The following is a 24739-nucleotide window of genomic DNA, read 5'->3' as shown; positions in this document are numbered from 1 at the left end:
AACGGAGTATGCATACCTGGTATGCGCGCCGCAACCGGAGTGGAACGGTTCAGGTCGGACGGCCGGGAAATGGGACAGTAAGCGGGGTCATCCCGGCCGTCTTCCGCCACCGGGTGGCCCGTACCGCGTACTCGACCAGGGCGGCGAGCGCCTGGTCCCGGTCGGCGCCGGTGGTGGACGCCAGCGCCGCCCGCCAGTGCGCGGCGGTGCGTTCCTCCACCTCGGCGGCGAGCCGCAGGGCGCTGGCCCGGTCGGTGACCGGGAACGGCAGGGCGTAGCCGGCGCGGTCCGGCGGCACGGCGCCACCGGCAGTGCTCAGTTGCACCACAAGCGCGTCGCGCCGGCCGCGGTGCGCGGCCTCGGCCTGGTGCGCGGCCTCGCGCGCCGCCCCGGTGAGTCGGACCCCGATCCGCCCGTAGGCGTAGATGGCCGCGTACTCGGCGGACAGGGCGGCGGCGAGTGCCTCCCCGGCGGACGGCTGCCTCACTTCAGGGCCTCCTGATGGGTGGCTCGGGCGGCGGCGATCGATCCGAGCAGTGCGGCCCGTTCCGGGCTCGCCGCGGCGCACGCGGCGGTGGCGGACTGCTGGGCGGTCTTCTCCAGGGCGCGCAGGGTGGTGAGCGTGCCACCCGGGTCGGTCGCCGGGGTGGCGACAGCGGTTGGCAGGGCGACGCCGATCACCCGGGCCAGCTCGGTGGCGTGCGCGGTGTGCGCCGCGGCGATCGGGTTGAGCCGGTCGGCCAGGTCGGGATGCGCGGCGGCGTGGGCCTGGTAGACGCCGGCCAACGCGAGTGCCTCGTCCACCATCGGCCGCAGCGGGTCCGGTGGTGGCGCTGGCTGATCGTCACGGTCGAAAAGATCACAGCCGGTCAACGGTGCCGCGGCACCACCGAGTGCCAGCAGCGCCCCGGCGCGTAGGAGCTTTCGCCGGGAATGTCTGGATGCTTGGTCGCGCTGTGTCGTTCTGCCGGTCCCCACCCGGCAAGTCAACACCATCGGAGTCGGTCCGGGGGCCACCGACGTCGGTGCGCCGGCCGGTCCGCCGACGGGCCGGCGCGTTACGCTCTGCGCAGCCACCGGCGCGTCCGCTCCGGTGGGGTGCCGGCATGTCGGGATACCCGATCACCGTCGACCAGGGAGAGGGTGCGGAGATGACGCAGCGTGGCCGTGCCACCAGGTCGACAGGGCGACCCCGCGACGCCGCGGGTCCGCGCGGCGGTGATCTCGCAGCGCGGCGCGCGCGGTTGCGGGCCGTGATCGAGCCGGTGGTCAACGACGCCGGCTACGACCTGGAGGATCTGTCGGTCTCCCGGGCCGGCCGCCGGCACGTGGTGCGGGTGCTTGTCGACGCCGACGGCGGGATCGACCTGGACGCCGTCGCGGACGTGTCCCGGGCGGTCTCCACCGCGCTCGACGCCGCCGAGGAGACCGGCGGCGACATCGTCGCCGGGGAATACCAGCTGGAGGTCAGCTCGCCGGGTGTCGACCGGCCGCTGACCCTGCCCCGGCACTGGCGGCGCAACCTGAGCCGGCTGGTCAAGGTCACCGTCCGGGGCGCGGCCGCGCTGCCCGGACAGCGCGGCGAGCAGCCCACCGGCGAGCGCCAGCTGACCGGCCGGGTGGTCGCGGCCGACGACGAGGGTGTGCAGCTGGAGACCGAGGCCGGCCGCACCTCCTGGACGTACGCCCAGCTCGGCCCGGGGCGCGTGCAGGTCGAGTTCACCCGCCTCGCCGAACTCGGCGAGCCGGACGAGGAGTTCGACGACGCGGACGATTCAGACGAGATCGATTCAGACGACTTCGACGACGAAGATGATGTGGAGGACGAGGAGAGGTGAACATCGACCTCGCGGCGCTGCGCGCACTCGAGCGCGAGCGGGAGATCCCGTTCGACACGATTCTCGCGGCGATCGAGACCGCGTTGCTGACCGCCTACCGGCACACCGACGGCGCCGAGCCGCACGCCCGGGTGGAGATCGACCGTAGGTCCGGCGCCGCCCTGGTGTACGCGCAGGAGATGGACGCCGACGGCAGCCTGGTGCGGGAGTGGGACGACACCCCGCACGACTTCGGCCGGATCGCCGCCATGACCGCCAAGCAGGTGATCCTCCAGCGCCTGCGGGAGGCCACCGACGAGGTGCACTTCGGTGAGTACGTGGGCCGCGAGGGTGACCTGGTCACCGGCGTGGTGCAGGCGCACGAGACGCGTACCGAGAAGGGCATCGTCAGCGTCGACCTGGGCAAGTTGGAGGGCGTGCTGCCGCAGTCCGAGCAGGTGCCCGGCGAGCGGTACGCGCACGGCGAGCGGGTGCGTTGTGTGGTGGTGCACGTCGCCAAGGGCATGCGCGGGCCGCAGATCACCCTGTCCCGGTCGCACCCGGCGCTGGTCAAGAAGCTGTTCGCGCTTGAGGTGCCGGAGATCGCCGACGGCACCGTGGAGATCGGCGCGATCGCCCGTGAGGCAGGTCACCGCACGAAGATCGCCGTACGCTCCACCACCCCCGGGGTGAACGCCAAGGGCGCCTGCATCGGCCCGATGGGCCAGCGGGTGCGGGCCGTGATGAGCGAGTTGCACGGCGAAAAGATCGACATCATCGACTGGTCGGACGACCCGGCCACCTTTGTCGGTAACGCGCTGTCGCCGGCCAAGGCGCTGCGGGTCGAGGTGGTCGACCTGGCTGGTCGAGCCGCCCGGGTGACAGTTCCCGACTTCCAGCTTTCGCTGGCGATCGGGCGGGAGGGGCAAAATGCCCGACTCGCGGCGCGATTGACCGGTTGGCGGATCGACATTCGGTCCGATGCGGAGCAGACCGCCCCGGCCGCGCGGGCCGCAGCTGATCACGTGCGGGAGCCGGGCGGCGCGATCTCGGGCAGCTAGGGGTAGACTTCTTCCAGTGGTACGACGCACAACGCCGGAACGCACCTGTGTGGGTTGTCGGCAACGTGCGCCGGCCAGCGAATTGCTGCGGATCGTCGCGGTCCGGGACGAGGCTGGTTTCAGCCTCCGACCTGATCCGCGCCGCAGGCTGCCGGGTCGGGGAGCGAACATGCACCCGGATCCGGCCTGCTTCGCGCTGGCGGTGCGGCGCCGCGCCTTCGGGCGAGCGCTGCGCATCACCGAGGTCCTCGACCACGGTGTGCTGGCAGAGCACGTCGATGCGCCAACCACTACGTCCGGTCAGCCCGACCGGGCGAGGGTCGCTAGCAGGGTAGGACGACCGACATGAGCACACGATGAAGTCCCTGAAATGACCAGGCTTCAAGTGCACGAGTGAGGTCGCTGCGGGTGCTGCCCGCACGACCTCGGAGTGAGGAGTGCAGTGGCAGGCAAGGCCCGCGTACACGAGCTTGCAAAAGAGCTCGGGGTCGAGAGTAAGACCGTTCTCGCCAAGCTGAAGGAAATGGGCGAGTTCGTGAAGTCCGCGTCCAGCACCGTCGAGGCGCCCGTCGCCCGACGGCTGCGTAACGCATTCGTTGCGTCCGCCGGTGCTCCGGCGCCGGCCGCCCCGTCGGCGCCCGCGCCGACGCCGGCTGCCAACCCGACCCCGACGCTGTCCCCGACCCCGGGCGCGCCCCGGGTCTCGGCCAAGCCGATGCCGCCTCGGCGGCCGGCCGCGCCGGCACCCGGCCCGAAGCCGAAGGGCCCGGTGCCCGCCGCACCGCAGCCCGCGGCTCCGGTCGCCAAGCCGGCGAGTGCCCACGACATCGAGGTGGCGGCCGCCGAGGCGCGTGCCGCCGCGCTGAAGGCTGAGCAGGAGGCCGCGGTCAAGGCCGCCCAGGCCGCCCGCCAGCAGCAGCGGGAGAACCCGGTTCGCCGGGAGCCTCCGGCCGACGGCGGCAACCGACCCGGTCCTCGGCCGGGTCCCGCCGCGATGCCACCCCGCCCGGGTTCGCCGGCCGCTCGTCCGAGCACGCCGGCTCCGGGTCCGGGTGCCCGTCCCGGTGGTCGCCCACCGGCGCGCGGCGCCGGTAACAACCCGTTCGGCATCCAGGGTGGCCAGCAGCAGCGGCCCCCGGCCGCCGGTGCGGGTGGTCCCCGGCCCAACAGCCCGGCGGGCATGCCGCCGCGGCCGAGCCCCAACTCCATGCCGCCGCGTCCCAGCCCGGCTTCCATGCCGAGCCAGCGTCCGGCTGCCGGTCGTCCCGGTCCCGGTGGCGCTGGTCGCCCCGGTGGCGGCGGCGCCGGTCGTCCGGGTGGCGGTGGCGGCGGCTTCCGTGGCGGTCCCGGCGGTGGCGCCGGCGGCGGTGGCGGTTACCGTGGCGGCCCTGGTGGCGGCGCGGGTGCCGGCGGTGGCGGTGGCTACCGTGGCGGTCCCGGCGGCGGTGGCGGTGCCCCCGGTGGCGGTTTCCGTCCGGGCGCTCCCTCGGGCGGCGGCGGTCGTCCGGGTGCGGGTGGTCGTGGCCGTGGCGGCGGCGCCGCGGGTGCCTTCGGGCGTCCGGGTGGTCGGCCGACGCGCGGTCGCAAGTCCAAGAAGCAGCGCAGACAGGAGTTCGACAACCTGTCGGCTCCGACCATGAGCTCGGGTGCTCCCCGGGGTCAGGGTCAGGTCGTGCGGCTCTCCCGTGGCGCCTCGCTGTCGGACTTCGCCGACAAGATCAACGCCAACCCGGGTTCGCTGGTCCAGGAGATGTTCAACCTGGGCGAGATGGTCACCGCGACCCAGTCCTGCTCTGACGACACCCTGCAGCTGCTGGGTGAGCACCTGGGCTTCGACATCCAGATCGTCAGCCCGGAGGACGAGGACCGCGAGCTGCTCGCGCAGTTCAACATCGACCTCGACGCGGAGGTGGCCGAGGAGCGTCTGGTCAGCCGTGCGCCGGTGGTGACCGTCATGGGTCACGTCGACCACGGTAAGACCAAGCTGCTCGACGCCATCCGCAAGGCGAACGTCGTGGCCGGTGAGGCGGGTGGCATCACCCAGCACATCGGTGCGTACCAGGTGCACGTTCCACACGATGGTGTGGACCGCGCGGTGACCTTCATCGACACCCCCGGTCACGAGGCGTTCACCGCCATGCGTGCCCGTGGTGCCCAGGTGACGGACATCGTGATCCTGGTGGTCGCGGCCGACGACGGCGTGATGCCGCAGACCATCGAGGCGTTGAACCACGCCAAGGCGGCCGACGTGCCGATCGTGGTCGCGGTCAACAAGGTCGACAAGCCGGACGCCAACCCGGACAAGGTCCGCCAGCAGCTGACCGAGTACGGCCTGGTCGCCGAGGAGTACGGCGGCGACACCATGTTCGTCAACGTGGCCGCCAAGCCGGGCATCGGCATCGAGGAGCTGCTCGAGGCGGTCCTGCTGACCGCCGACGCGTCGCTGGAGCTGACCGCTCCGATCGACGGGCCGGCGCAGGGTGTGGCCATCGAGGCGCACCTGGACAAGGGTCGTGGTGCGGTGGCGACGGTGCTGGTGCAGAAGGGCACCCTGCGGGCAGGCGACTCGATCGTCGCCGGTGGGGCCCACGGCCGGGTCCGGGCCATGCTCGACGAGAACGGCAACCAGCTCTCCGAGGCTGGGCCGGCGCGTCCGGTCATGGTGCTGGGTCTGACCGCGCCGCCCGGTGCGGGTGACACCTTCCTCGCCGCGGCGGACGACCGCACGGTGCGGCAGATCGCCGAGCAGCGGCAGGCACGGCGGCGGGCGGCGGCATTCGCCAACTCCCGTGGTCGGGCCACTCTTGAGACGCTCATGGAGCAGCTCAAGGAGGGCGAGAAGACGTCGCTCAACCTCATCCTCAAGGGTGATGTCTCCGGTTCGGTGGAGGCCCTGGAGGACGCGCTGTTCAACCTCGACATTCCCGAGGAGGTCCAGCTCAAGGTCCTCGACCGGGGTGTCGGCGCGATCACCGAGAGCAATGTCATGCTCGCGAGTGCCTCGTCCGAGCCGGTCACGATCATCGGCTTCAACGTGCGGGCCTCGAACAAGGTCCGCGAGATGGCCGACCGCGAGGGCGTGGAGATCCGGTACTACACCGTCATCTACCAGGCCATCGAGGAGATCGAGGCAGCGCTCAAGGGCCTGCTCAAGCCGGAGTACGAGGAGGCCGAGCTGGGCACCGCGGAGATCCGCGACGTGTTCCGCTCGTCCAAGATCGGCAACATCTCCGGTTGCATCGTCCGGTCGGGCATCATCCGGCGCAACGCGAAGGCTCGACTGCTTCGGGACGGGACGGTCGTGGCGGACAACCTCACGATCACCTCGCTCAAGCGGTTCAAGGACGACGCCACCGAGGTCCGCGAGGGCTTCGAGTGTGGTCTGACCCTGGGTGGTTACAACAACGTCCAGGTCGGCGACGTCATCGAGACCTTCGAGATGCGGGAGAAGGTTCGCGCCTGATCCGGCAGTGACACGCTGATCAAGGGGTTTACGCCGTACGGCGTAAACCCCTTGATCATGCGGGGCGGGTTGGCGGTATCGTCCGGGGCGATGTTCACCGGAATCGCGGTCTTCGACCTGCTGCTGCCGGGCGACTCCAGGTCGCTCAAAGCCAAGAGATCATATGTACGGCCGATCGTGGCGGCGCTGCGCCGCTTCGAGGTGTCGGCCGCCGAGGTGGGTGCGCTCGACCTGCATGGTCGAGCGCAGCTGGCGGTGGCCGTGGTGGCCGCCGAGACGGCGCACGTCCGCGAGGTGCTCGACTCCTGTGAGCGCCTGGTGGCCGGTCGCCCCGAGGTCGAGTTGCTGTCGGTCCGACGCCGGTTGTACGGCGAGGACGACGACTGACCCCGGAGCCGGCTGTGCCGGGCGACCGGTGCGGCCGCGAAGGTAGTGTTCGAGATGTTGGCCGGTCGGCCGGAGACCCCCGGGTCACCTGCCGACCGGGAGCAGGACGCCGTGGAGGTGGCGAGATGTCTGATCCGGCCAAGGTACGCCGGCACGCGGAACGGGTGCGTGAGCTGGTCGCGTCGGTGGTGCGGAGCCAGATCAAGGACCCGCGGCTCGGGATGATCACCATCACCGACGCCCGGATCACCGCTGACCTGCGCGACGCGACTGTCTTTTACACGGTGCTCGGCGACGCGGTGGCCCAGGCGGACACCGCCGCCGCGTTGGAAAGCGCCAAGGGGATGCTGCGCAGCACTGTCGGCAAGGCGCTCGGGCTGCGCCACTCGCCGACCCTGACCTTCGTCCTCGACGACGTGCAGGACCAGGTCAAGCACATCGACGACCTGCTCGCCGCCGCCCGTAACGCCGACGCCGAGGTGCAGCGGCTGGCCGCCCAGGCGAAGTACGCGGGCGAGGCTCAGCCGTACCGGGTTGACGACGAGACCGATGAGGACGACGAGGCGGATGAGGCCGACGCGGCCACCGACGTGAAGGACGCCGCACGGGGTGGGGAAACGCGGTGACCAGCACCGCCAGCGTTCCGCTAGCCGGTGCGGCCGGGGTCGACCCGGCCGAGATGGACTGGGCTGCGGCCGAGGCGCTGGTGCGGGCTGTCCCGCCGGCTGGCCGGGTGCTGCTGATCTGCCACGTCAACCCGGACGGTGACGCGCTGGGCAGCATGCTCGGCTTCGGTCTGGGCCTGCGGCAGTTCGGTATCCACCAGGTGCAGGCGACCTTCCCCGGGCCGCCGGAGGTGCCCGAGCCGTTCCGGGAGCTGCCCGGGCTGGACCTGCTGGTCCCGGCGGGCGCCGCCGACCCGGCACCCGACCTGGTGATCTGCTTCGACGCGGCGAGTGAGTCGCGACTCGGTGAGCTGGCCGGGCGGTTGTCGTCGGCGGGCGCGGCGCTGGTGCTCGACCACCACGCGTCGAACCGGGGCTTCGGCACTGTCAACCTCGTGGACCCGGGTGCGGCGGCGACCTCGGTGGTGGCGGAGCAGTTGCTGTCCCGGCTCGGGGTGGTGGTGGATCCGGCAATCGCGGAGTGCCTCTACGTGGCGCTGACCACCGACACTGGTTCGTTCCGGTTCGCGGCGACCACCCCGGCGGTGCACGAGATGGCTGCCCGGTTGCTGGCCACCGGCATCTCGCCCGGGGACATCTCCCGCCGGGTCTTCGACACCCGGCCCTTCGGGGCGGTGCGGCTCTTCGGTGAGGTGCTCGGGCGGGCCCGGCTGGAGCCGGCGGCTGCCGGCGGCCGAGGGTTCGTCTGGACCTTCGCCACCCTCGATGACCTGGCCCGCCACGACCAGCGGCCGTACGTGCTCGAGGCGCTTATCGACTCGGTGCGATGCACCGCCGAGGCGGATGTGAGCTGTGTGGTCAAGCAGACCGCGCCCGACGAGTGGGCGGTGTCGATGCGCAGCAAGGGTGCGGTGGACGTCAGCCGGGTCGCGGTGACGCTTGGCGGTGGTGGCCACCGGTTCGCGGCCGGGTTCACCGGTCGGGGCACCGCCGAGCAGGTGGTCGAGTCGATCCGCGGCCAACTGGACAGCGCGCTGCTCCGCCCCGACGCCTGACCCGGACGATCGCCGTCATCGATCGTTCGATCCAAAGGATCAGGGTCAACTCCGGGGAGTGTCGGTCTTCCCGCGCTCGGTGAGACCGGGAAGAATTGCGGGATGGAGCAGCCGCACGACCTCACCGTGGAGGCCCCCCGCGCCTGGGACCGGCCCGCCGTCTCCGTTCCCGTTCTCGTCTGCCTGTCGCTTGTCGGCGGCCGGTTCGCGTCGTTCTCCACCGAGGCGAATCTGTTCACCATCGGCACCGGCGGAGTGCTGATCTGGCTCGGTCTGAGCAACCGGGTGCCACGCCGACCGGCACCGCGCCGGCTGGGCTCGGGGGCGGTCTGGTGGGCGGTGCCGGTGGTGGTCTTCGGGGTCTTCGAGGGCGTGACCTTCGTGATGGCCGCCGGTGACGACTTTCCCACCTTCTCCCGGCTGGCAGATCCACTCCTGGAAGATCATCTGACTCGGTCGGCGGTGTGGTTCGCCTGGCTGGCCGCCTTCTGGGGGCTGGTGCGCCGATGATGCGGGCGCTCGCCATCGGCGGTTTCCTCACCGCGTTGGTGCTCTTCGCGACTGTCGAGTGGATGGCCCGGCGGGAGGGTTCCCGGATTCCCACCCTGGGCGAGGTCTGCGCGTACGTGATGCGCTACGAGGTCGGCTCGGTGCCGGTGGGCCGGATCGGTCTGTTCGGGTTCTGGTGGTGGCTGGGCTGGCACTTCCTGGCCCGCTGAGCCGGGTCGCCGCATGTCCAAATGGCGGGAACCGAGAGCAGCATATGGACCTGAACGATAACTTGGGAGAAGGCCGGGTACCGCGTAGCGGTGCAGGTCATGGGTGGTGGCGCCACACCTCGTGCTGCCTCCCTCCAGGGTCGGATCGACCCGGGCTCACGCTGCCCAGTCGGCTGCTCCGGTAATCCCGGACCGCCGTGGGGCGCGCAGGACGACCGCCCGCGAGGGCCGCCGCGCGCCGGTGGCCTGCTCCCTGGAAGGACCACCGCCATGCCGAACAAGCCCAAGCCCGAGACCACCGACGACGCCCGCGAGCAGGCCCGCCGCGCGTTGCAGACGTCGATGGACACCCGTCAGTGATCCGAGCCGTCCGGCGGTGCCCCTCCCGCGGACTCGGTCGGGAGGGCGTCGGGCGTCTCCGCCTGAGCCTTTGGAGCTGAATCGTCTGCGACATCGCGACCTGATTCGTCTGCGAGGTCACGGCGTGATTCGTCTGCGACCGTCGCGACGAGATTCGGGCACACGTCACGGCGTGATTCGTCTACGACATCAGCTCCAAAGCCTCTGACCAGAGACCCACGCCCCGACTGCCCGGCAGGTGCTGCGCGGGGGCCGCGCTGAGACGGACTACCAGCCGCCGACCGGGCCCAGCGGTCCAGGCGCCGGTCGAGGTAAGCGCTCGGCAGGATTGCGCTCCTTACGTAGCTCGTGCCAGGATCGGCGGCGATGAGCCAGACCGTCACCGCCCACCGCTCCGCCTCACCCCGGCGGATCGCCAGCCTCGCCCTGCCGGCCCTCGTGGTGCTCGCCGCCGAGCCGCTCTACGTGCTTGTCGACACCGCGGTGGTCGGCCACCTCGGCCGGGTGCCGCTCGCCGCGCTCGCCGTCGGGGGCACGGTGATGACGCTCACCGCGTGGGTCGGCACCGTTGTCGCGTACGGCACCACCGGGCGCGCGGCCCGTCGCTTCGGGGCAGGTGACCGGGCAGCCGCGGTAGCCGAGGGAGTCCAGTCGTCCTGGCTGGCGTTCGGTGTCGGCCTGCTGATCGCGATCGGCATGCAGTTCGGCGGTGGCGCGCTCGCGCGTACCCTCGCCGGCGGTGGTGGCGACGTGGCCGACGCCGCCGCGCACTGGCTGCGGATCGCGGCCCTCGGCGCCCCCGGCCTGCTGCTCGCCGCCGCCGGCAACGGCTGGCTGCGCGGCGTGCAGGACACCCGCCGCCCGTTGTACTTCGTGCTCGGGCCCAACCTGCTCTCCGCGCTGCTGTGCCCACTGCTCGTCTATCCCGTCGGGCTGGGCCTGATCGGCTCGGCGGTGGCCAACGTCGTCGCGCAGACGCTCTGCGGGGTGCTCTTCGCGGCGGCGCTGGTCGCCGAGCGGGTGTCGCTGCGGCCCCGGCCTCGCGTGATCCGGCAGCAACTGGTGCTCAGCCGGGACCTGCTGATCCGAGGGGTGGCGTTCCAGGCCAGCTTCCTCTCCGCGACCGCCGTCGCCGCCCGCTTCGGGGCCGCCGCCGTCGGCGCCCACCAGATCGCCCTGCAACTCTGGTTCTTCACCGCGCTGGTGCTCGACGCCCTCGCGATCGCTGCCCAGTCCCTGGTCGGCGCCGCGCTCGGGGCCGGCGACGACGCGGGCGCGCGGGCGCTCGCCCGCCGGATCGGGCTGCTCGGCGGTGGCTGCGGCGTCGCCTTCGCGCTCGTCGTCGCCGCCGGCGCCGGCGTCGTACCGTCGTGGTTCAGTTCCGACGCGGGGGTACGCGAGCAGGCCATGGTGGCCTGGCCGTGGTTCGTCGCCATGCTCCCGCTGGCCGGGGTGGTGTTCGCCCTCGACGGCGTGCTGATCGGCGCCGGTGACGTGCGTTACCTGCGCGACCTCACCATCGTGGCGGCGCTCGGCGGCTTCCTGCCGGCCATCTGGCTGGCGTACGCGCTGAACCTCGGGCTGGGCGGCATCTGGGCCGGGCTCACTCTGTTCGTGGTGATCCGGCTGGTCGCGCTCCTGCTGCGCCTGCGCAGCGGCGGTTGGGCGGTGACCGGCGCGGTTCGCTGACCAGGTCGCCGGCCGCCGCGATCCGGCCCGCACCGCACGGCGCGGCCGCGGGCCTCACCGCCGGCCTGCCCAGCCACCAGCCGGTACGGGCCGTCTGGCAGGCTTGGGCGTCGTGAGCACCGATGGTCTGATCGTGGTCGACAAGCCCGGCGGCATGACGTCGCACGACGTGGTGGCGCGGATCCGCCGGCTGGCCAGGACCCGACGGGTCGGGCACGGCGGCACCCTCGACCCGATGGCGACCGGGGTGCTGGTGATCGGGGTCGGCCGGGCCACCCGGCTGCTGACCTACGTGATCGGTGCGGGCAAGAGCTACACCGGCACCATCCGGCTCGGTCAGAGCACCGTCACCGACGACGCCGAGGGCGACGTGATCGCCACCACCCCGGCCGGGCTGGTGACCGACGAGGCGATCCGGTCCGCGCTGGCCGGGCTGAGCGGCGAGGTCGACCAGGTGCCGAGCGCGGTGAGCGCCATCAAGATCAACGGACAGCGGGCGTACAAGCGGGTCCGCGACGGGGAGAGCGTCGAACTGCCCGCCCGGCGGGTCACCATCTCCCGGTTGGCGGTGCTGGCGATCCGCCGCACCGAGCCGGACGTGGTGGACGTGGACGTGGACGTGACCTGCTCCTCCGGCACGTACATCCGGGCCATCGCCCGGGACGCGGGCCTGGCGCTCGGCGTCGGCGGCCACCTGACCGCCCTGCGGCGGACCGCGGTGGGTGGCTTCACCCTCGCCGAGGCGGCAACCCTCGACGAGTTGGAGCAGCGCGCCCCGGACGTGGTGAACCTGCCGTTGGACGCGGCGGCCGACCGGTTCTTCCCGCGTCGGGAGGCCACCGCCGACGAGGCCCGGGTGCTGGCCCACGGTGGGCCGCTGGACCCGACCGGCCGCGCCGGGCCGTACGCGGTGTTCGGGCCCGCGGGCGGCCTGATCGCTATCGTCAGCGAGCGGGACGGGCGGGCCCGCGCGGAGATCGTGCTCGCCCCGGCCTGAGGCCGGGCGACAGGGGAGGAACAGCATGCAGCGGTGGCGGGGGTACGAGGCGGCGCCCGGTGGGTGGGGGCGCTCGGTCGTCACCATCGGCGTCTTCGACGGCGTGCACAAGGGGCACCAGGCGACCATCGGGCACACAGTGGCCCGGGCCCGGGAGTTGGGCGTGCAGTCGGTGGTGGTCACCTTCGACCCGCACCCGGCCGAGGTGGTCCGCCCCGGGTCGCACCCGGCGGTGCTCAGCGAGCAGGCCCGCAAGGCGGAACTGATCGAGGCGCTGGGCGTGGACGTGCTCTGTGTGGTGCCGTTCACCGCCGAGTTCTCCCGGCTGTCGGCCGAACAGTTCGTCCACGACGTCCTGGTCGAGAACCTGCACTGCGCGCTCGTGGTGGTCGGTGGCAACTTCCGGTTCGGGCACCGGGCTGCCGGCGACGTGGCGCTGTTGGAGCGGCTCGGTCAGACCTTCGGCTTCGGGGTGGAGGGCAGCCCGCTCGTTGTCGAGGAGGGCACCGTCTTCTCCTCCACGTACATCCGCTCCTGCGTCGACGCCGGTGACGTCGGCGCGGCCGCCGCCGCGCTCGGCCGCCCACACCGGCTGGAGGGTGTGGTGGTCCGCGGCGACCAGCGGGGGCGGGAACTGGGCTTCCCCACCGCCAACCTGCTCTGCCACCGGTACGCGGCGGTCCCGGCCGACGGGGTGTACGCGGCGAGGCTGATCCGTCGCGGGCGGCACGAGCCCCTGATGGCGGCGGTGTCGGTGGGCACCAACCCGACGTTCTCCGGTCGGGAGCGGCGGGTGGAGGCGTACGCGCTGGACTTCAGCGGCGACCTGTACGGCGAGCGGCTGGCCCTGGACTTCGTGGCGCACCTGCGTGGCCAGGTCCGGTACGACTCGATCGAGCCGCTCATCGCCCAGATGAATCTGGACGTCGAAAGCACCAGGCGCGCGCTGGCCTGAGCATCGTGCGGCGACGCCGCCGAGGCCCTTCGCCGGGTGTTACCAGCGAGTGCTGGTAGTCTTGCCGAGACGTCGGGTGACCGGCGTGGGGCCTCGCGTGCCTGCTCGACGCCGCGGGTGCGAGGTACCGGTCCGTTCCCGGTCCATCTGGACGACGGACACCCACTTGATCAACCCATCGAAACAGGGAGAACATGGCGCTCGACCAGGAAGCCAAGGCCAGCATCCGCGCGGAGTACGCGACCGCCGAGGGCGACACCGGTTCGCCGGAGGTCCAGGTCGCGGTCCTCACCAAGCGGATCGCCGAGCTGACCGAGCACCTGAAGGTGCACAAGCACGACCACCACAGCCGCCGTGGGCTGCTGCTGCTGGTCGGCCGTCGCCGTCGGCTGCTCAACTACGTCCAGAAGAAGGACATTGCCCGCTACCGGTCGCTCATCGAGCGGCTCGGCCTGCGCCGGTGACGTGACGGGGGAGTGGCCTGTTGGCTGCTCCCCCGTACCGCGTCCCACCTGAAGAAACACGGGCCGCGCGACCACCCGAGAGGGAGCCGGTCAGCGTACCGGTCTCCGGTAGTGGCCCCCGGGAACCCCGGCATCATGCCGGCCACCCGGGCGCTTCGATCGAAGACCGGCCGGCTGAGCAGCTCCCCGATGTCGTGGGCCCACGACGCGAAGGAGCACGACAGCACATGACCGAGACCAAACTCGGCACCGAATCCCGCACCGCCGTGATCGACAACGGGTCCTTCGGCACCCGCGAGATCACCTTCTCCACCGGCCGGCTGGCTCGTCAGGCCGCCGGTTCCGTCATCGCCCAGCTGGGCGAGACGGTCGTTCTCTCCGCCACCACCGCCGGTAAGCACCCGAAGGAGCAGTTCGACTTCTTCCCGCTCACCGTCGACGTCGAGGAGCGGATGTACGCCGCGGGCCGCATCCCCGGCTCGTTCTTCCGCCGTGAGGGTCGGCCCAGCGAGGACGCGATCCTCACCTGCCGGCTGATCGACCGGCCGCTGCGCCCGTCCTTCGTGAAGGGCCTGCGCAACGAGGTCCAGGTCGTCGAAACCATCCTCGCGCTCGACCCGCAGCACCCGTACGACGTCGTGGCGATCAACGCCGCCTCGATGTCGACCAAGCTCTCCGGCCTGCCGTTCTCCGGCCCGATCGGGGCGACCCGCGTCGCCCACATCGACGGCCAGTGGGTCGCCTTCCCGACCCTGGAGGAGCTGGCCCGCGCCACCTTCGACATGGTCGTGGCCGGCCGCACCCTCGAGGACGGCGACGTCGCGATCATGATGGTCGAGGCCGAGGCCACCCCGAACGCCGTCGCGCTGATCTCGGCCGGCGCCGCCGCCCCGACCGAGGAGGTCGTGGCCAGCGGCCTGGAGGCCGCCAAGCCGGCGATCCGCGAGCTGTGCCGCGCGCAGAGCGAGCTGGCCGAGGTCGCCGCCAAGCCGGTCACCGAGTTCCCGGTCTTCCTGGACTACCAGGACGACGTGTACGACGCCGTCGCCGACCTGGCCCGCGGCGACGTCGCCGAGGCGATCACCATCGCCGGCAAAGCCGACCGCGAGGAGGCCCTGGACCGGGTCAAGGCGCGGGTCGCCGAGGAGCTGGGCGCCCGGTTCGAGGGCCGCGAGAAGGAGCTGTCCGCAGCCTTCCGCTCGCTCACCAAGTCCGAGGTGCGCAACCGCGTGCTGCGCGAGCAGGTCCGGATGGACGGGCGTGGCCCGCGCGACATCCGGCCGCTGACCGCCGAGGTCGGCGTGCTGCCCCGGGTGCACGGTTCGGCGCTGTTCGAGCGGGGCGAGACCCAGATCCTGGGCGTCACTACGCTGAACATGCTCCGGATGGAGCAGATGGTGGACACGCTGTCCCCGGAGAACCGCAAGCGCTACATGCACAACTACAACTTCCCGCCGTACTCGACAGGTGAAACCGGCCGAGTCGGCTCGCCGAAGCGGCGCGAGATCGGCCACGGCGCGCTCGCCGAGCGGGCCCTGATCCCGGTGCTGCCGTCGCGCGAGGAGTTCCCGTACGCCATCCGGCAGGTGTCCGAGGCGCTCGGCTCCAACGGCTCCACCTCGATGGGTTCGGTCTGCGCGTCGACGCTGGGCCTGCTCTCCGCGGGTGTCCCGCTGAAGGCGCCGGTCGCCGGCATCGCGATGGGGCTCATCTCCGACGAGGTGGACGGCAAGACCCAGTACGTCACGCTCACCGACATCCTCGGTGCCGAGGACGCGTTCGGTGACATGGACTTCAAGGTCGCCGGCACGCCGGAGTTCGTCACCGCGCTCCAGCTCGACACCAAGCTCAACGGCATCCCGTCGGACGTGCTGGCCGCCGCGCTGCAGCAGGCGAACGAGGCCCGGCAGGTCATCCTCGGCGTCATGAAGGCCGCGATCGAGGCTCCGGCCGAGATGTCGGACTACGCGCCGCGGGTCACCACCGTCAAGATCCCGGTCGACAAGATCGGCATGGTGATCGGCCCGAAGGGGCAGACCATCAACGCGATCCAGGACGAGACCGGCGCCGAGATCTCCATCGAGGACGACGGCACGATCTACGTCGGTGCCACCAACGGCCCGTCGGCCCAGGCGGCCGTCGACCGGATCAACGGCATCGCCAACCCGACGCTGCCGAAGCAGGGCGAGCGGTTCCTCGGCACGGTGGTCAAGACCGCCGCTTTCGGTGCGTTCATCTCGCTGCTGCCGGGTCGTGACGGCCTGCTGCACATCTCCAAGGTGGGCGACGGCAAGCGGGTCGAGCGCGTCGAGGACTTCCTCAACGTCGGCGACCGGGTCGAGGTCGAGATCGCGGACATCGACGCCCGCGGCAAGATCTACCTGGACAAGGTCCGCCCGGAGGGCGCCGAGGCGCCGGCCGCCGGTGAGGCCGCTGGCGGCGACCGGCCGGCTGGTCGGGACCGGGGCGACCGGGCTCCGCGTGACCGCGGCGACCGCGAGCGTGGCGGCGACCGGGGCGGCCGTGGTCCGGAGCGTGGCGGCGAGGGCGGCAACGGCGGGGGCGAGGGTGGCGAGGGCGGCGAGCGTCCGCGCCGCCGGACCCGGCACAGCTGACCGTCGTACATCGCATCACCCACCCCTCGTCGAACCGGGAGCAACACGTGAGTCGGGCCTTCAGTGCGCCGTTTCCACCGGATCGACGGGGGGTGGCCCCGTCTGGCTGGCAAGCCAGTGAGTCGGGTCGAGCCCGGGCCGCCGGGACGGGCGGCCGCTCCGGCGGCACCGCCCGCGCGGTGACCCGGACGCTCAGCGACGACCCGCTGGGTGGCACGGTACGACGTACCGTGCTGCCCAGCGGCCTGCGCGTCCTCACCGAGGCGATCCCGACGATGCGCAGTGTCTCGTTCGGCATCTGGGTGGCGGTCGGCTCCCGCGACGAGACCGGCCCGCAGGCCGGCGCCGCGCACTTCCTCGAACACCTGCTCTTCAAGGGCACCCACAAGCGCACCGCGCTGGAGATCTCCTCGCAGATCGAGGCGGTGGGTGGTGAGACGAACGCGTTCACCACGAAGGAATACACCTGCTACTACGCCCGGGTGCTGGACGAGGATCTGCCGCTGGCGATCGACGTGATGTGCGACCTGGTCGCCGACTCGCTGCTCGAGCCGGCCGACGTCGAAACCGAGCGCGGCGTCATCCTGGAAGAGATCGCCATGCACGACGACGAGCCCGGTGACGAGGTGCACGACCTCTTCGTCGAGGCCGTCTACGGCGACCACCCGATGGGTCGGCTGATCTCCGGCACCGCCGCGACAGTCACGCCGATGACCCGCAAGCAGATCCAGAACTTCTACCGGAGCCGCTACACCGCGCCGCAGATCGTCATCGCCGCCGCCGGCAACCTGGACCACGCCACGGTGGTCAAGCTGGTCCGCCAGGCGGTGCAGGGCACCCCGCTGGACAGCGACCCGGCCACCCCGGCACCGCACCGGGCGGCCACCCCGGCGGTACGCACCAAGCCGGCGACCACCAAGGTGGAGCCGAAGGAGACCGAGCAGGCGCACGTCATCCTCGGCTGCCCCGGCATCGACCGCCTGGACGACCGGCGCTTCGCCCTCGGGGTGCTCAACAACGTGCTCGGCGGTGGCATGTCGAGCCGCCTGTTCCAGGAGATCCGTGAGCAGCGCGGCCTGGCGTACTCGGTCTACTCCTACGCCAGCCAGTACGCCGACACCGGCCTGTTCGCCGTCTACGCCGGCTGCGCGCCGGGCAAGGTGGACGAGGTGCTGGCCCTGACCCGCGCCGAGCTGGCCCGGGTCGCCGCCGACGGATTGACCGAGGCCGAGGTGGCCCGCGGCAAGGGGATGAGCAAGGGCTCGTTCGTGCTCGGCCTGGAGGACACCGGCTCACGGATGAGTCGGCTGGCCAAGGGTGAGCTGCTCTACGGCGACCTGATGCCGGTGGACGAACTGCTGCGCCGCGTCGACGAGGTCACCGTGGCGGACGTCAACACCCTCGCCGCCGAACTGCTCAGCAGGCCGATGTCGCTGGCCGTGGTCGGCCCCTTCGGCGCGGGCGACTTCGCGGTCTGAGGTTCTGCCGCGCGGCACGGTGTCCCGGTCCGGGTGTGCCGGTCCCGGCGTCCCGGCCGGTGGAGCGCACCCGATCCGGCCGGAGGGGCACGTCCCGATTGGGATAGGTTGTGCCCCGTGACTGACGAGCAGGGCAAGACCCGGGTCGGCGTTTTCGGTGCGCGGGGCCGGATGGGCATCGAGGTCTGCAAGGCCGTCGCCGCCGCCGACGACCTCGACCTGGCGGCGTCGATCGACCAGGGCGACGACCGCTCCGCCGTGTCCGGCACCGACGTGGTCGTCGACTTCACCACGCCGGACGTCGTCATGGACAACCTCCAGTGGTGCATCCAGCAGGGCATCAGCGCTGTCGTCGGCACCACTGGCTTCACCGAGCAGCGGTTGGAGCAGGTGCGCGCCTGGCTGGCCGGCAAGCCCGAGGTGGGCGTGGTGATCGCCCCGAACTTCGGCATCGGCGCGGTGCTGATGATGCAGTTCGCCGCGCGGGCCGCCCGGCACTTCGAGTCCGTCGAGATCATCGAGCAGCATCACCCGCGCAAGTTGGACGCCCCGAGCGGCACCGCCACGCACACCGCCCGGCAGATCGCCAGGGCCCGGGCCGAGGCCGGCCTCGGCCCGGTGCCGGACGCCACAAAGGACGAGGTGCCGGGTGCGCGCGGTGCCGACATCGACGGGGTACGCGTGCACGCGGTACGCGCCACCGGCCTCGTCGCGCACCAGGAGGTGCTCTTCGGCGGCACCGGCGAGACGCTGACCATCCGGCACGACTCGTACGACCGGGTGTCGTTCATGCCCGGTGTGCTGCTTGCCGTCCGCGCGGTGCGCAACCGGCCCGGCCTCACCGTCGGCCTGGACGCCCTGCTCGACTGAGCGGGGCGGCTGGACCGTCCCGGTGCGGAAGCCGGACCTCCGTCACTCGACCTTCTCGGTCGGCACCGCGACGTGCAGGCGCACCTGCGGCACCAGCATGTCGTCGACGTCGAGCGCGCGGGCCGCGCCGTCAACCTCCCAACCGGTGCTGGTGAGGAACTTCCGGGTCGCCTCGTCAGCGTCGAACGCCCAGGCCACCGCCCGCCTCATCCCGTCCTCCCGCCACAGGTCGACGGCGGCGGCGAGCAGCCGACTGCCGTGCCCCCGCCGACCCCAGCGCGGCTCGACAAGCAGGTCGGTCACCGCCGCCACGTCCGGGCCGAGCGCGTCGGCCGGCTCTCCGGGAGCCAGCGCCTCGCCGTCGGCCGGGCCGGAGGCGGCGAACCCCACCAGATACGATTGCTCGGCCTGTTCGACGGCGACCAGCACCCGGTGCGCGCCCGAGGGCGGCTCCAGCACCGCGGCGTTCCACCGCCGGGCGAGGAACGCCTCGTCCAGGTTGTCGAGCACGTGCCGAGGCAGGATCCGGCGGTACGCGACCCGCCAGGTCGCGAGTTGGATGCGTGCGATCTCGCCGGCGTCCTCAGGACGCGCCGGGCGGACGTACCCGAGAGCCATGGGACGGAAGCCTACGCAGGGCGAGGGAGGCGACGGTGGCGCAGGGTGCCAGGAGGACGACCGCGCAGGTCGTCGGGGTGGTGGTGCTCGCCGCGGCGGTCGCCGCGTTCCTCGCCGTCGCCGCCGTGCGGCACGGCTTCTTCGACCTGAAGGTCTACTACGGTGCGTTGACCTGGTGGGTGCACGACGGCGGCGAGATCTACGACTACCTCAAGCCCGGCACCCAGTACGGCTTCACCTATCCGCCGTTCGCCGCGCTGGTCATGCTGCCGATGGCGTACCTGCCGTGGTCGGCCGCGATCGTGGTGAGTGTGCTCGCCAGCGTGGTCAGCACCACGGTGCTCATCTGGTGGCTTGTCGACCCGATCGCCCGCCGCGCCGGCTGGACCCGGTGGTTCGCCCTCGCGGTGGCGCTCTGCCTGGCCGCCGCGTTCGAACCGATGCGCGAGACCGTCAACTTCGGTCAGGTCAACACGCTGCTGCTCTTCCTGGTGGCGGTGGATCTGCTGCGCCTGCTGCCGGCCGGCAACAGGTGGGCCGGGGTGGGCATCGGGCTCGCCACCGCGATCAAACTGACACCCGGTGTCTTCATCGTCTACCTGCTGGTGACCGGGCGTTGGCGGGCGGCGCTCACCGCCTCCGGCACCGCCGCCGGGGTGTCGTTGCTGGCTGGTGCGCTCTTCCCGGACGCGTCCCGGGAGTTCTGGACGGAGGCGCTGTGGAACACCGGTCGGGTGGGTGAGCTGGCCTTCGTCTCCAACCAGTCGCTGCGCGGGGTGGTCGCCCGACTCGACCCGCAGCACCCGAGCACACTGCTGTGGCTGCTGCTGGTGCTCGGCACCCTGGCACTCTGGGCCTGGCGGTCCCGGGCCGCCGTCCAGGCCGGTGACGAGGCCACCGGCCTGGCGTTCACCGGCGCGGTGATGTGCCTGGTCAGCCCGGTCACCTGGGTGCACCACCTGGTCTGGCTGCTGCCCGCGCTGATCCTGCTTGTCGACAACGCGATGGCCGCGCCGGCCGGCCGCCGCCGGCGGGTCCTGCTTGTCGCCGCGACCATCGGGTACGCGCTGCTGATCAGCCGCACCGTCTGGTTCTGGGAGAAGGACTTCACCGGGTTGGACGGCTTCCTGGGCAGCAACGCCTACGTGTGGATCAGCCTGGCGCTGCTGGCCTTCCTGCCGATCCGCCGCTGGCTGACCTCGAACGGGTCAGCCGTCGAGGCGTCCGGCGTACCGCAGCTCGACCAGCCCGACCGGCGGACTCCCACCGGCCAGCGGCACCTGGTAGGTCGACCGCTCACCGTCCGCTGACAGGCCGGCGCGCTCGCAGAACCGGCGGGCCCGCCGGTTGTCCGCCAGTACCCACGCCCGGTAGTCACCCCAGCCCCGCTCGGCGAGCCCGGTCCGAGCGGCGGCCAGGAGCGCGGCTGCGCTCCCGTCCCCCCAGTACACGGGCTCCACGTACAGCGCCACCACCTCACCGACCGTCGGGTCCAGGTCGTCCCGGTCCTGGTTGCGGCGGTACGGCCCGAAGGTGGTGAAGCCGACGACCAGCCCGTCCACCTCGCCGAGGAGCGTGGTGAACGGATGTTCCGGGTCGGCGGTGCCGATGTCCCGGCGGCGCTGCGCCCAGGCCGCCACGTTCAGCCGCCCCAGCACCTCGGCTGGCATGAAGCCGGCGTAGCCCGCCTGCCAGCCGTGCACGTGCACCCGGGCGACCGCCTCGGCGTCGTCCGGCTCCTCCCGACGGATGGTCAGCATTGCACCGTTCTATGCCCCGTTGGTCCTCACGTCCAGCTTCCCGCACCGGCGTCGTACCGATGAATTAGGGTCGCCGACGATGACCGCACCGGAATCACTCTCGCTCGCCCAGGCCCGCCGCGTGGCACTCGCCGCCCAGGGCTTCGCCGACCCGGCGCCTGCCGGCGTGCCCACCCGCCGGCACCTGCGCCGGGTGCTCGACCGGGTCGGGTTGATCCAGATGGACTCGGTAAACGTGCTGCAACGCGCGCACTACCTGCCGCTCTACAGCCGGCTCGGGCCCTACCCGACCACGCTGCTCGACCAGGCCGCCTACCGCCGTCCGCGCGAGCTGTTCGAATACTGGGGCCACGAGGCGTCGCTGGTGCCGGTCGAGCTGCACCCGGTGCTGCGCTGGCGGATGGAACGCGCGCACAGCGAATCCTGGGGCGGCATGCGGCGGATCGCCCAGGAGCAGCCGGAGTTGGTCGCCTGGGTGCGGGACGAGGTGGCTGCCTGCGGCCCGCTGACCGCTGCCGAGATCGAGCACGACGCGCCTCGGGAGACCGGCAACTGGGGATGGAACTGGTCGGCGGTCAAGCGGGCATTGGAGTTCCTCTTCTGGGCCGGCGAGGTGACCGCCGCGGAACGCACCACCTCCTTCGCCCGCCGCTACGACCTACCCGAGCGGGTGCTGCCCGCAGCGGTGCTGGCCGCGCCCACCCCGACCGACGCCGAGGCGTACCGCACGCTGGTCGCTCTTGCCGCGCGGTCGCTCGGGGTGGCCGCCGAGCCGGAACTGCGCGACTACTTCCGGCTGCCGCTGGCCGGTGCCCGACAGGCCGTCGCCGAGCTGGCCGAGGCCGGTGAGCTGGTGCCGGTCACCGTGGCGGGCTGGCGTCAGCCGGCCTGGCTGCACGCGTCCGCCCGGCTGCCCCGGTGGATCCGGGCCAACACCCTGGTCAGCCCGTTCGACCCGCTGGTCTGGGAACGGGCCCGCACCGAGCGGCTGTTCGACTTCAGCTACCGGATCGAGATCTACGTCCCGGCGCCCCAGCGGGTCTACGGCTACTACGTGCTGCCCTTCCTGCAGGGCGACCGGTTCACCGCCCGGGTCGACCTGAAGGCCGACCGCAAGGCCGGGGTGCTGCTGGTGCCGGCCGCGTGGGTCGAGCCCGGCGCCGACCCGGGGGAGACCGCTGTGGCGCTCGCCGCCGAGCTGTACCGACTCGCTGGCTGGCTCGGCCTTGACGCGGTGGCGCCGCCGCTGGCCGGCGACCTGGCCGGCCCGCTCACCGCCGCCCTGGCCGGCGTGTCCGGTGTAGCGTGAGAGCGTGACGAGCGCTCCCGGACCGCTAGACATGCCGCAGCCCGCCCCCGGGGCGCTGCACACCGTGCCGGCTGACCCCGGCGCCGCCGCTTCCGTCGGAGCCGATCCGGTTGGCGCTGGTTTTGTTGGCGCCGATCCGGGTGGCGCCGCTTCGGTTGGTGTCGGTCCGGGTGGTGCTGGTCCGGGTGGCGCCGCTTCTGTTGGGGCCGGTCCGGTTGGTGTCGGTCCGGGTGGTGTCGGTCCGGTTGGGGCCGGCCCGGTTGGTGTCGGTCCGGGTGCTTGGTCGGCGTCCCCGCCGGGTGGCTACCCGGCGCACGAGTCGGACCGCTTCACGCAATACCGGCGGGAGGTGCCGGCGGACGTCCTCACCCGGTTCGTGCTGCGCCTCCACGCGCGTTCACCGCGCTGGGCGGCGCCGCTTGCCGCACTCGGCTGTGTCGGCGTCGGCATGGGCTACGCGCTGCTCAGCAACCCGGCCCACGCCGCCCCGGACGCCGCGCCCACCTGTCTGCTCAAGCTGACCACCGGGCTGGACTGCCCGGGCTGCGGCGGCACCCGCGCACTCTGGTACGTGCTGCACGCCGACCTGCCGGCCGCCGCCCGGCACCACTTCCTGTTCGTCTTCGCCCTGCCCTTCCTCGCGTACCTCTTCGTGGCCTGGGCGGGAAACCAGGCGTTCGGGTGGCGACTGCCCGAGCTGCGGCTCAGCTCGAAGGTCATCGTCGGGTTCATGGGCGCCTGGCTGGCCTTCTCGGTGCTGCGTAACCTGCCCTGGGCGCCGTTCACCTCGCTCTACGTCTGAGCGCCCCCGCTGCTCGCCGCGCCGCTCCGTCGATCCGGCGCTCGACCGGCATGCCCTGTGCGGACGTCCTTTGGACCTGACTCGTTTACGACATCACGTGCCGCCGCCTCCGCCTCCCGCGCCCTCCTCCCGCCCTCCGCCTCCGCCTCCGCCTCCCGCCCTCCGCCTCCGCCGCCTCCGCCTCCCGCCCTCCGCCTCCGCCGCCTCCGCCTCCCGCCCTCCGCCTCCGCCGCCTCCGCCTCCCGCCCTCCGCCGTCTCCGCCTCCCGCCCTCCGCCGCCTCCCGCCCTCCGCCTCCGCCTCCGCCTCCTGCCTCCTCCCGCGCTCTCCTGCCGCGCCCCCGTGATCGACTCGATATTCAGGAAACCGGGCGATCCACTCGCCCCGGACACCCCGACTTCCGGAAACCCGAGTCGATCACCCGGTTATGTCCGGCCCTGGCTCGGCACTGTGGCACGGCTCGGCCTCGCCGCACACTCGCGCCCTCGCTGCACAGTCGCGCCCTCGCTGCACACTCGCGCCCTCGGCGCACGGCGGCGGCCGATCCTGTCCCAAGATCGTGCTCGATTCCGGATGTGGTGGGGTCAGGTGCGCCGGAGGCCACTACATCCAGGATGTTGTTACCGATCTTGCGGATGGCAGCGGCTGACGGGGCAGTCGGGCGCTTGGGCGGCGCTTGTCGGTCGGGCGCTTGGGTGGCGCTTGTCGGCTTGGTGGTTCGTCCGCGGGGCTGATGTCGCAGACGATTCAGCTCCAAAGGACCCGTTGGAGGCGTCCGCCCCCGGCCTCGGCGACGATGCGCGGACCCGCCCCTCGCCCAGGGCGTCGTCGGCTTCCATCGCTGACCGAGTGATCGACATTGCAGGAGGCGTGCCTGAGTTGGGCCGGGAGGGGCCTCGCCACTACAGTCCCAGGAATGCCGGAGATGGTGCAGCCCCAGGTCAAGTTGATCGCGTGGACCCAGTTCGCGGCCCCGGACGATGTGCCGTGGTCGACCGATGCGGAGGGTGGCCAGGCGCTTGCCGAGTTCGCCGGCCGGGCCTGTTACCAGTCCTGGAAGAAGCCGAACCCGGCCACCGCCACCAACGCCGGCTACCTGGCGCACATCCTGGATGTCGGTCACCTGTCGGTGCTGGAGCACGGCTCGGTCACCTTCTACTTCACCGGGGTGTCCCGCTCCTTCACCCACGAGCTGATCCGGCACCGGCACTTCTCGTACTCCCAGTTGTCCCAGCGCTACGTACCGGAACGGGACGCGGCAATGGTCGAACCGGCGGTCATCGCCGACGACCCGGAGCTGCACAAGAAGTTCGTGGCCGCCGCCGAGGCGAGCGTTCAGGCGTACACCGAGTTGCTGGAGGGCCTCGAACAGCGCTTCTCCGACGAGCCGAACCCGACGCTGCGCCGCAAGCAGGCCCGGCAGGCCGCTCGGGCGGTGCTGCCCAACGCCACCGAGACCCGGATCGTGGTCAGCGGCAACTACCGGGCCTGGCGGCACTTCATCGCGATGCGGGCCACCGAGCACGCCGATGTGGAGATCCGCGAGCTGGCCGTGGAGTGCCTGCGCCAGCTGCAGGGCGTCGCCCCGAACGTGTTCGCCGACTTCGCGATCTCCACGCTGCCGGACGGCACCGAGGTGGCCGCCAGCCCGCACGAGGCGTCCTGAGCCCTTCCCTGGCGGGCCCCGGCTGGTCG

Annotated in this window: 23 protein-coding genes and 1 pseudogene; 20 read left to right on the top strand and 4 right to left on the bottom strand. The window is 72.1% G+C overall.

What is annotated here, in order from left to right; genetic code table 11:
- Positions 1-49: 49 nt before the first annotated feature.
- Together AB0B86_RS20440 and AB0B86_RS20435 are read right to left on the bottom strand one after the other, a co-directional pair.
- Complete coding sequence (locus AB0B86_RS20440; protein WP_357419257.1) at positions 50-487, bottom strand: ferritin-like domain-containing protein; 438 nt, start codon at positions 485-487, stop codon at positions 50-52.
- A complete protein-coding gene (locus tag AB0B86_RS20435) occupies positions 484-996 on the bottom strand; it encodes a hypothetical protein (protein WP_357409090.1) in 513 nt (170 codons plus the stop codon). Before AB0B86_RS20435 ends, AB0B86_RS20440 begins: the two co-directional genes overlap by 4 nt.
- Positions 997-1151: 155 nt before the next feature.
- On the opposite strand from AB0B86_RS20435, the gene rimP reads away from it, so the two are divergent.
- The 16 genes from rimP (at position 1152) to dapB (ending at position 18556) form a co-directional block, all read left to right on the top strand.
- Entirely contained in the window at positions 1152-1838 is a 687-nt protein-coding gene (gene rimP, locus AB0B86_RS20430) for a ribosome maturation factor RimP (protein WP_357409193.1), read from the top strand.
- Complete coding sequence (nusA, locus tag AB0B86_RS20425) at positions 1835-2878, top strand: transcription termination factor NusA (RefSeq protein WP_357247291.1); 1044 nt, start codon at positions 1835-1837, stop codon at positions 2876-2878. The genes rimP and nusA overlap by 4 nt, the downstream gene beginning before the upstream one ends.
- A gap of 16 nt (positions 2879-2894) precedes the next feature.
- Complete coding sequence (locus AB0B86_RS20420) at positions 2895-3227, top strand: YlxR family protein (RefSeq protein ID WP_357409088.1); 333 nt, start codon at positions 2895-2897, stop codon at positions 3225-3227.
- A gap of 93 nt (positions 3228-3320) precedes the next feature.
- Positions 3321-6341, top strand: coding sequence for a translation initiation factor IF-2 (infB, locus tag AB0B86_RS20415; protein ID WP_357409086.1), 3021 nt, complete (start codon positions 3321-3323; stop codon positions 6339-6341).
- Between the two features lie 90 nt (positions 6342-6431).
- A complete protein-coding gene (locus tag AB0B86_RS20410; protein WP_357419251.1) occupies positions 6432-6728 on the top strand; it encodes a DUF503 domain-containing protein in 297 nt (98 codons plus the stop codon).
- A 125-nt stretch (positions 6729-6853) separates the two neighbouring features.
- Complete coding sequence (gene rbfA / locus AB0B86_RS20405) at positions 6854-7354, top strand: 30S ribosome-binding factor RbfA (protein WP_357409082.1); 501 nt, start codon at positions 6854-6856, stop codon at positions 7352-7354.
- A gap of 53 nt (positions 7355-7407) precedes the next feature.
- Positions 7408-8409, top strand: a complete 1002-nt coding sequence (locus tag AB0B86_RS20400) for a bifunctional oligoribonuclease/PAP phosphatase NrnA (protein ID WP_357409191.1) — start codon at positions 7408-7410, stop codon at positions 8407-8409.
- Between the two features lie 102 nt (positions 8410-8511).
- The gene (locus AB0B86_RS20395) at positions 8512-8919 is read left to right on the top strand and encodes a hypothetical protein (protein ID WP_357378125.1); all 408 of its coding nucleotides are present in this window, start codon (positions 8512-8514) and stop codon (positions 8917-8919) included.
- Positions 8919-9128: a DUF6186 family protein gene (locus AB0B86_RS20390; RefSeq protein ID WP_357409189.1), complete on the top strand. Its 210-nt coding sequence runs from the start codon at positions 8919-8921 to the stop codon at positions 9126-9128. Before AB0B86_RS20395 ends, AB0B86_RS20390 begins: the two co-directional genes overlap by 1 nt.
- A gap of 726 nt (positions 9129-9854) precedes the next feature.
- The gene (locus tag AB0B86_RS20385) at positions 9855-11177 is read left to right on the top strand and encodes an MATE family efflux transporter (protein ID WP_357409080.1); all 1323 of its coding nucleotides are present in this window, start codon (positions 9855-9857) and stop codon (positions 11175-11177) included.
- Positions 11178-11289: 112 nt separating this feature from the next.
- A complete protein-coding gene (gene truB / locus AB0B86_RS20380; protein WP_357409078.1) occupies positions 11290-12174 on the top strand; it encodes a tRNA pseudouridine(55) synthase TruB in 885 nt (294 codons plus the stop codon).
- A gap of 25 nt (positions 12175-12199) precedes the next feature.
- Positions 12200-13129, top strand: coding sequence for a bifunctional riboflavin kinase/FAD synthetase (locus AB0B86_RS20375; protein ID WP_357409075.1), 930 nt, complete (start codon positions 12200-12202; stop codon positions 13127-13129).
- Between the two features lie 194 nt (positions 13130-13323).
- Positions 13324-13593 carry a 30S ribosomal protein S15 gene (gene rpsO / locus AB0B86_RS20370; protein WP_030337594.1) on the top strand — a complete coding sequence of 90 codons (270 nt, stop codon included), beginning with the start codon at positions 13324-13326 and terminating at the stop codon, positions 13591-13593.
- A 227-nt stretch (positions 13594-13820) separates the two neighbouring features.
- On the top strand, positions 13821-16208 hold the full coding sequence (locus AB0B86_RS20365) for a polyribonucleotide nucleotidyltransferase (RefSeq protein WP_357409073.1): 2388 nt from the start codon (positions 13821-13823) through the stop codon (positions 16206-16208).
- A 47-nt stretch (positions 16209-16255) separates the two neighbouring features.
- Positions 16256-17686, top strand: coding sequence for a pitrilysin family protein (locus AB0B86_RS20360; RefSeq protein WP_357409071.1), 1431 nt, complete (start codon positions 16256-16258; stop codon positions 17684-17686).
- A gap of 117 nt (positions 17687-17803) precedes the next feature.
- On the top strand, positions 17804-18556 hold the full coding sequence (gene dapB / locus AB0B86_RS20355; protein WP_357409069.1) for a 4-hydroxy-tetrahydrodipicolinate reductase: 753 nt from the start codon (positions 17804-17806) through the stop codon (positions 18554-18556).
- A 42-nt stretch (positions 18557-18598) separates the two neighbouring features.
- Here the strand turns inward: dapB and AB0B86_RS20350 are convergent, their stop codons facing one another.
- Positions 18599-19174, bottom strand: coding sequence for a GNAT family N-acetyltransferase (locus AB0B86_RS20350; protein ID WP_357419243.1), 576 nt, complete (start codon positions 19172-19174; stop codon positions 18599-18601).
- 35 nt (positions 19175-19209) lie between these two features.
- On the opposite strand from AB0B86_RS20350, the gene AB0B86_RS20345 reads away from it, so the two are divergent.
- Positions 19210-20484, top strand: a complete 1275-nt coding sequence (locus tag AB0B86_RS20345) for a glycosyltransferase family 87 protein (RefSeq protein ID WP_357419241.1) — start codon at positions 19210-19212, stop codon at positions 20482-20484.
- On the opposite strand, the gene AB0B86_RS20340 is transcribed toward AB0B86_RS20345, so the two are convergent.
- On the bottom strand, positions 20383-20934 hold the full coding sequence (locus AB0B86_RS20340) for a GNAT family N-acetyltransferase (protein WP_357409063.1): 552 nt from the start codon (positions 20932-20934) through the stop codon (positions 20383-20385). The two genes, AB0B86_RS20345 and AB0B86_RS20340, sit on opposite strands and share 102 nt — an antisense overlap.
- Before the next feature lie 79 nt (positions 20935-21013).
- Here AB0B86_RS20340 and AB0B86_RS20335 point away from each other — a divergent pair, with 79 nt between their 5' ends.
- The 3 genes and pseudogenes from AB0B86_RS20335 (at position 21014) to thyX (ending at position 24710) form a co-directional block, all read left to right on the top strand.
- A complete protein-coding gene (locus AB0B86_RS20335) occupies positions 21014-22243 on the top strand; it encodes a crosslink repair DNA glycosylase YcaQ family protein (RefSeq protein WP_357409061.1) in 1230 nt (409 codons plus the stop codon).
- A 364-nt stretch (positions 22244-22607) separates the two neighbouring features.
- Positions 22608-23045 (top strand): annotated as a pseudogene (locus tag AB0B86_RS20330) (DUF2752 domain-containing protein); the annotation flags it as partial.
- A gap of 924 nt (positions 23046-23969) precedes the next feature.
- Positions 23970-24710 carry an FAD-dependent thymidylate synthase gene (gene thyX / locus AB0B86_RS20325; RefSeq protein WP_357409187.1) on the top strand — a complete coding sequence of 247 codons (741 nt, stop codon included), beginning with the start codon at positions 23970-23972 and terminating at the stop codon, positions 24708-24710.
- The last annotated feature ends 29 nt before the right edge of the window (positions 24711-24739 follow it).

Origin of the sequence: Micromonospora sp. NPDC049047 (assembly GCF_040649135.1) — a bacterium.
Taxonomy (GTDB): domain Bacteria; phylum Actinomycetota; class Actinomycetes; order Mycobacteriales; family Micromonosporaceae; genus Micromonospora.
This window is presented reverse-complemented; position numbering and strand designations above follow the sequence as displayed.

Coding starts and splice junctions, on each gene's coding strand:
- AB0B86_RS20435 (WP_357409090.1), bottom strand. CDS start 996: ATGGTGTTGACTTGCCGGGTGGGGACCGGCAGAACGACACAGCGCGAC.
- rimP (WP_357409193.1), top strand. CDS start 1,152: ATGACGCAGCGTGGCCGTGCCACCAGGTCGACAGGGCGACCCCGCGAC.
- AB0B86_RS20410 (WP_357419251.1), top strand. CDS start 6,432: ATGTTCACCGGAATCGCGGTCTTCGACCTGCTGCTGCCGGGCGACTCC.
- rbfA (WP_357409082.1), top strand. CDS start 6,854: ATGTCTGATCCGGCCAAGGTACGCCGGCACGCGGAACGGGTGCGTGAG.
- AB0B86_RS20400 (WP_357409191.1), top strand. CDS start 7,408: ATGGACTGGGCTGCGGCCGAGGCGCTGGTGCGGGCTGTCCCGCCGGCT.
- AB0B86_RS20395 (WP_357378125.1), top strand. CDS start 8,512: ATGGAGCAGCCGCACGACCTCACCGTGGAGGCCCCCCGCGCCTGGGAC.
- AB0B86_RS20390 (WP_357409189.1), top strand. CDS start 8,919: ATGCGGGCGCTCGCCATCGGCGGTTTCCTCACCGCGTTGGTGCTCTTC.
- AB0B86_RS20385 (WP_357409080.1), top strand. CDS start 9,855: ATGAGCCAGACCGTCACCGCCCACCGCTCCGCCTCACCCCGGCGGATC.
- AB0B86_RS20375 (WP_357409075.1), top strand. CDS start 12,200: ATGCAGCGGTGGCGGGGGTACGAGGCGGCGCCCGGTGGGTGGGGGCGC.
- rpsO (WP_030337594.1), top strand. CDS start 13,324: ATGGCGCTCGACCAGGAAGCCAAGGCCAGCATCCGCGCGGAGTACGCG.
- AB0B86_RS20365 (WP_357409073.1), top strand. CDS start 13,821: ATGACCGAGACCAAACTCGGCACCGAATCCCGCACCGCCGTGATCGAC.
- AB0B86_RS20350 (WP_357419243.1), bottom strand. CDS start 19,174: ATGGCTCTCGGGTACGTCCGCCCGGCGCGTCCTGAGGACGCCGGCGAG.
- AB0B86_RS20340 (WP_357409063.1), bottom strand. CDS start 20,934: ATGCTGACCATCCGTCGGGAGGAGCCGGACGACGCCGAGGCGGTCGCC.
- AB0B86_RS20335 (WP_357409061.1), top strand. CDS start 21,014: ATGACCGCACCGGAATCACTCTCGCTCGCCCAGGCCCGCCGCGTGGCA.
- thyX (WP_357409187.1), top strand. CDS start 23,970: ATGGTGCAGCCCCAGGTCAAGTTGATCGCGTGGACCCAGTTCGCGGCC.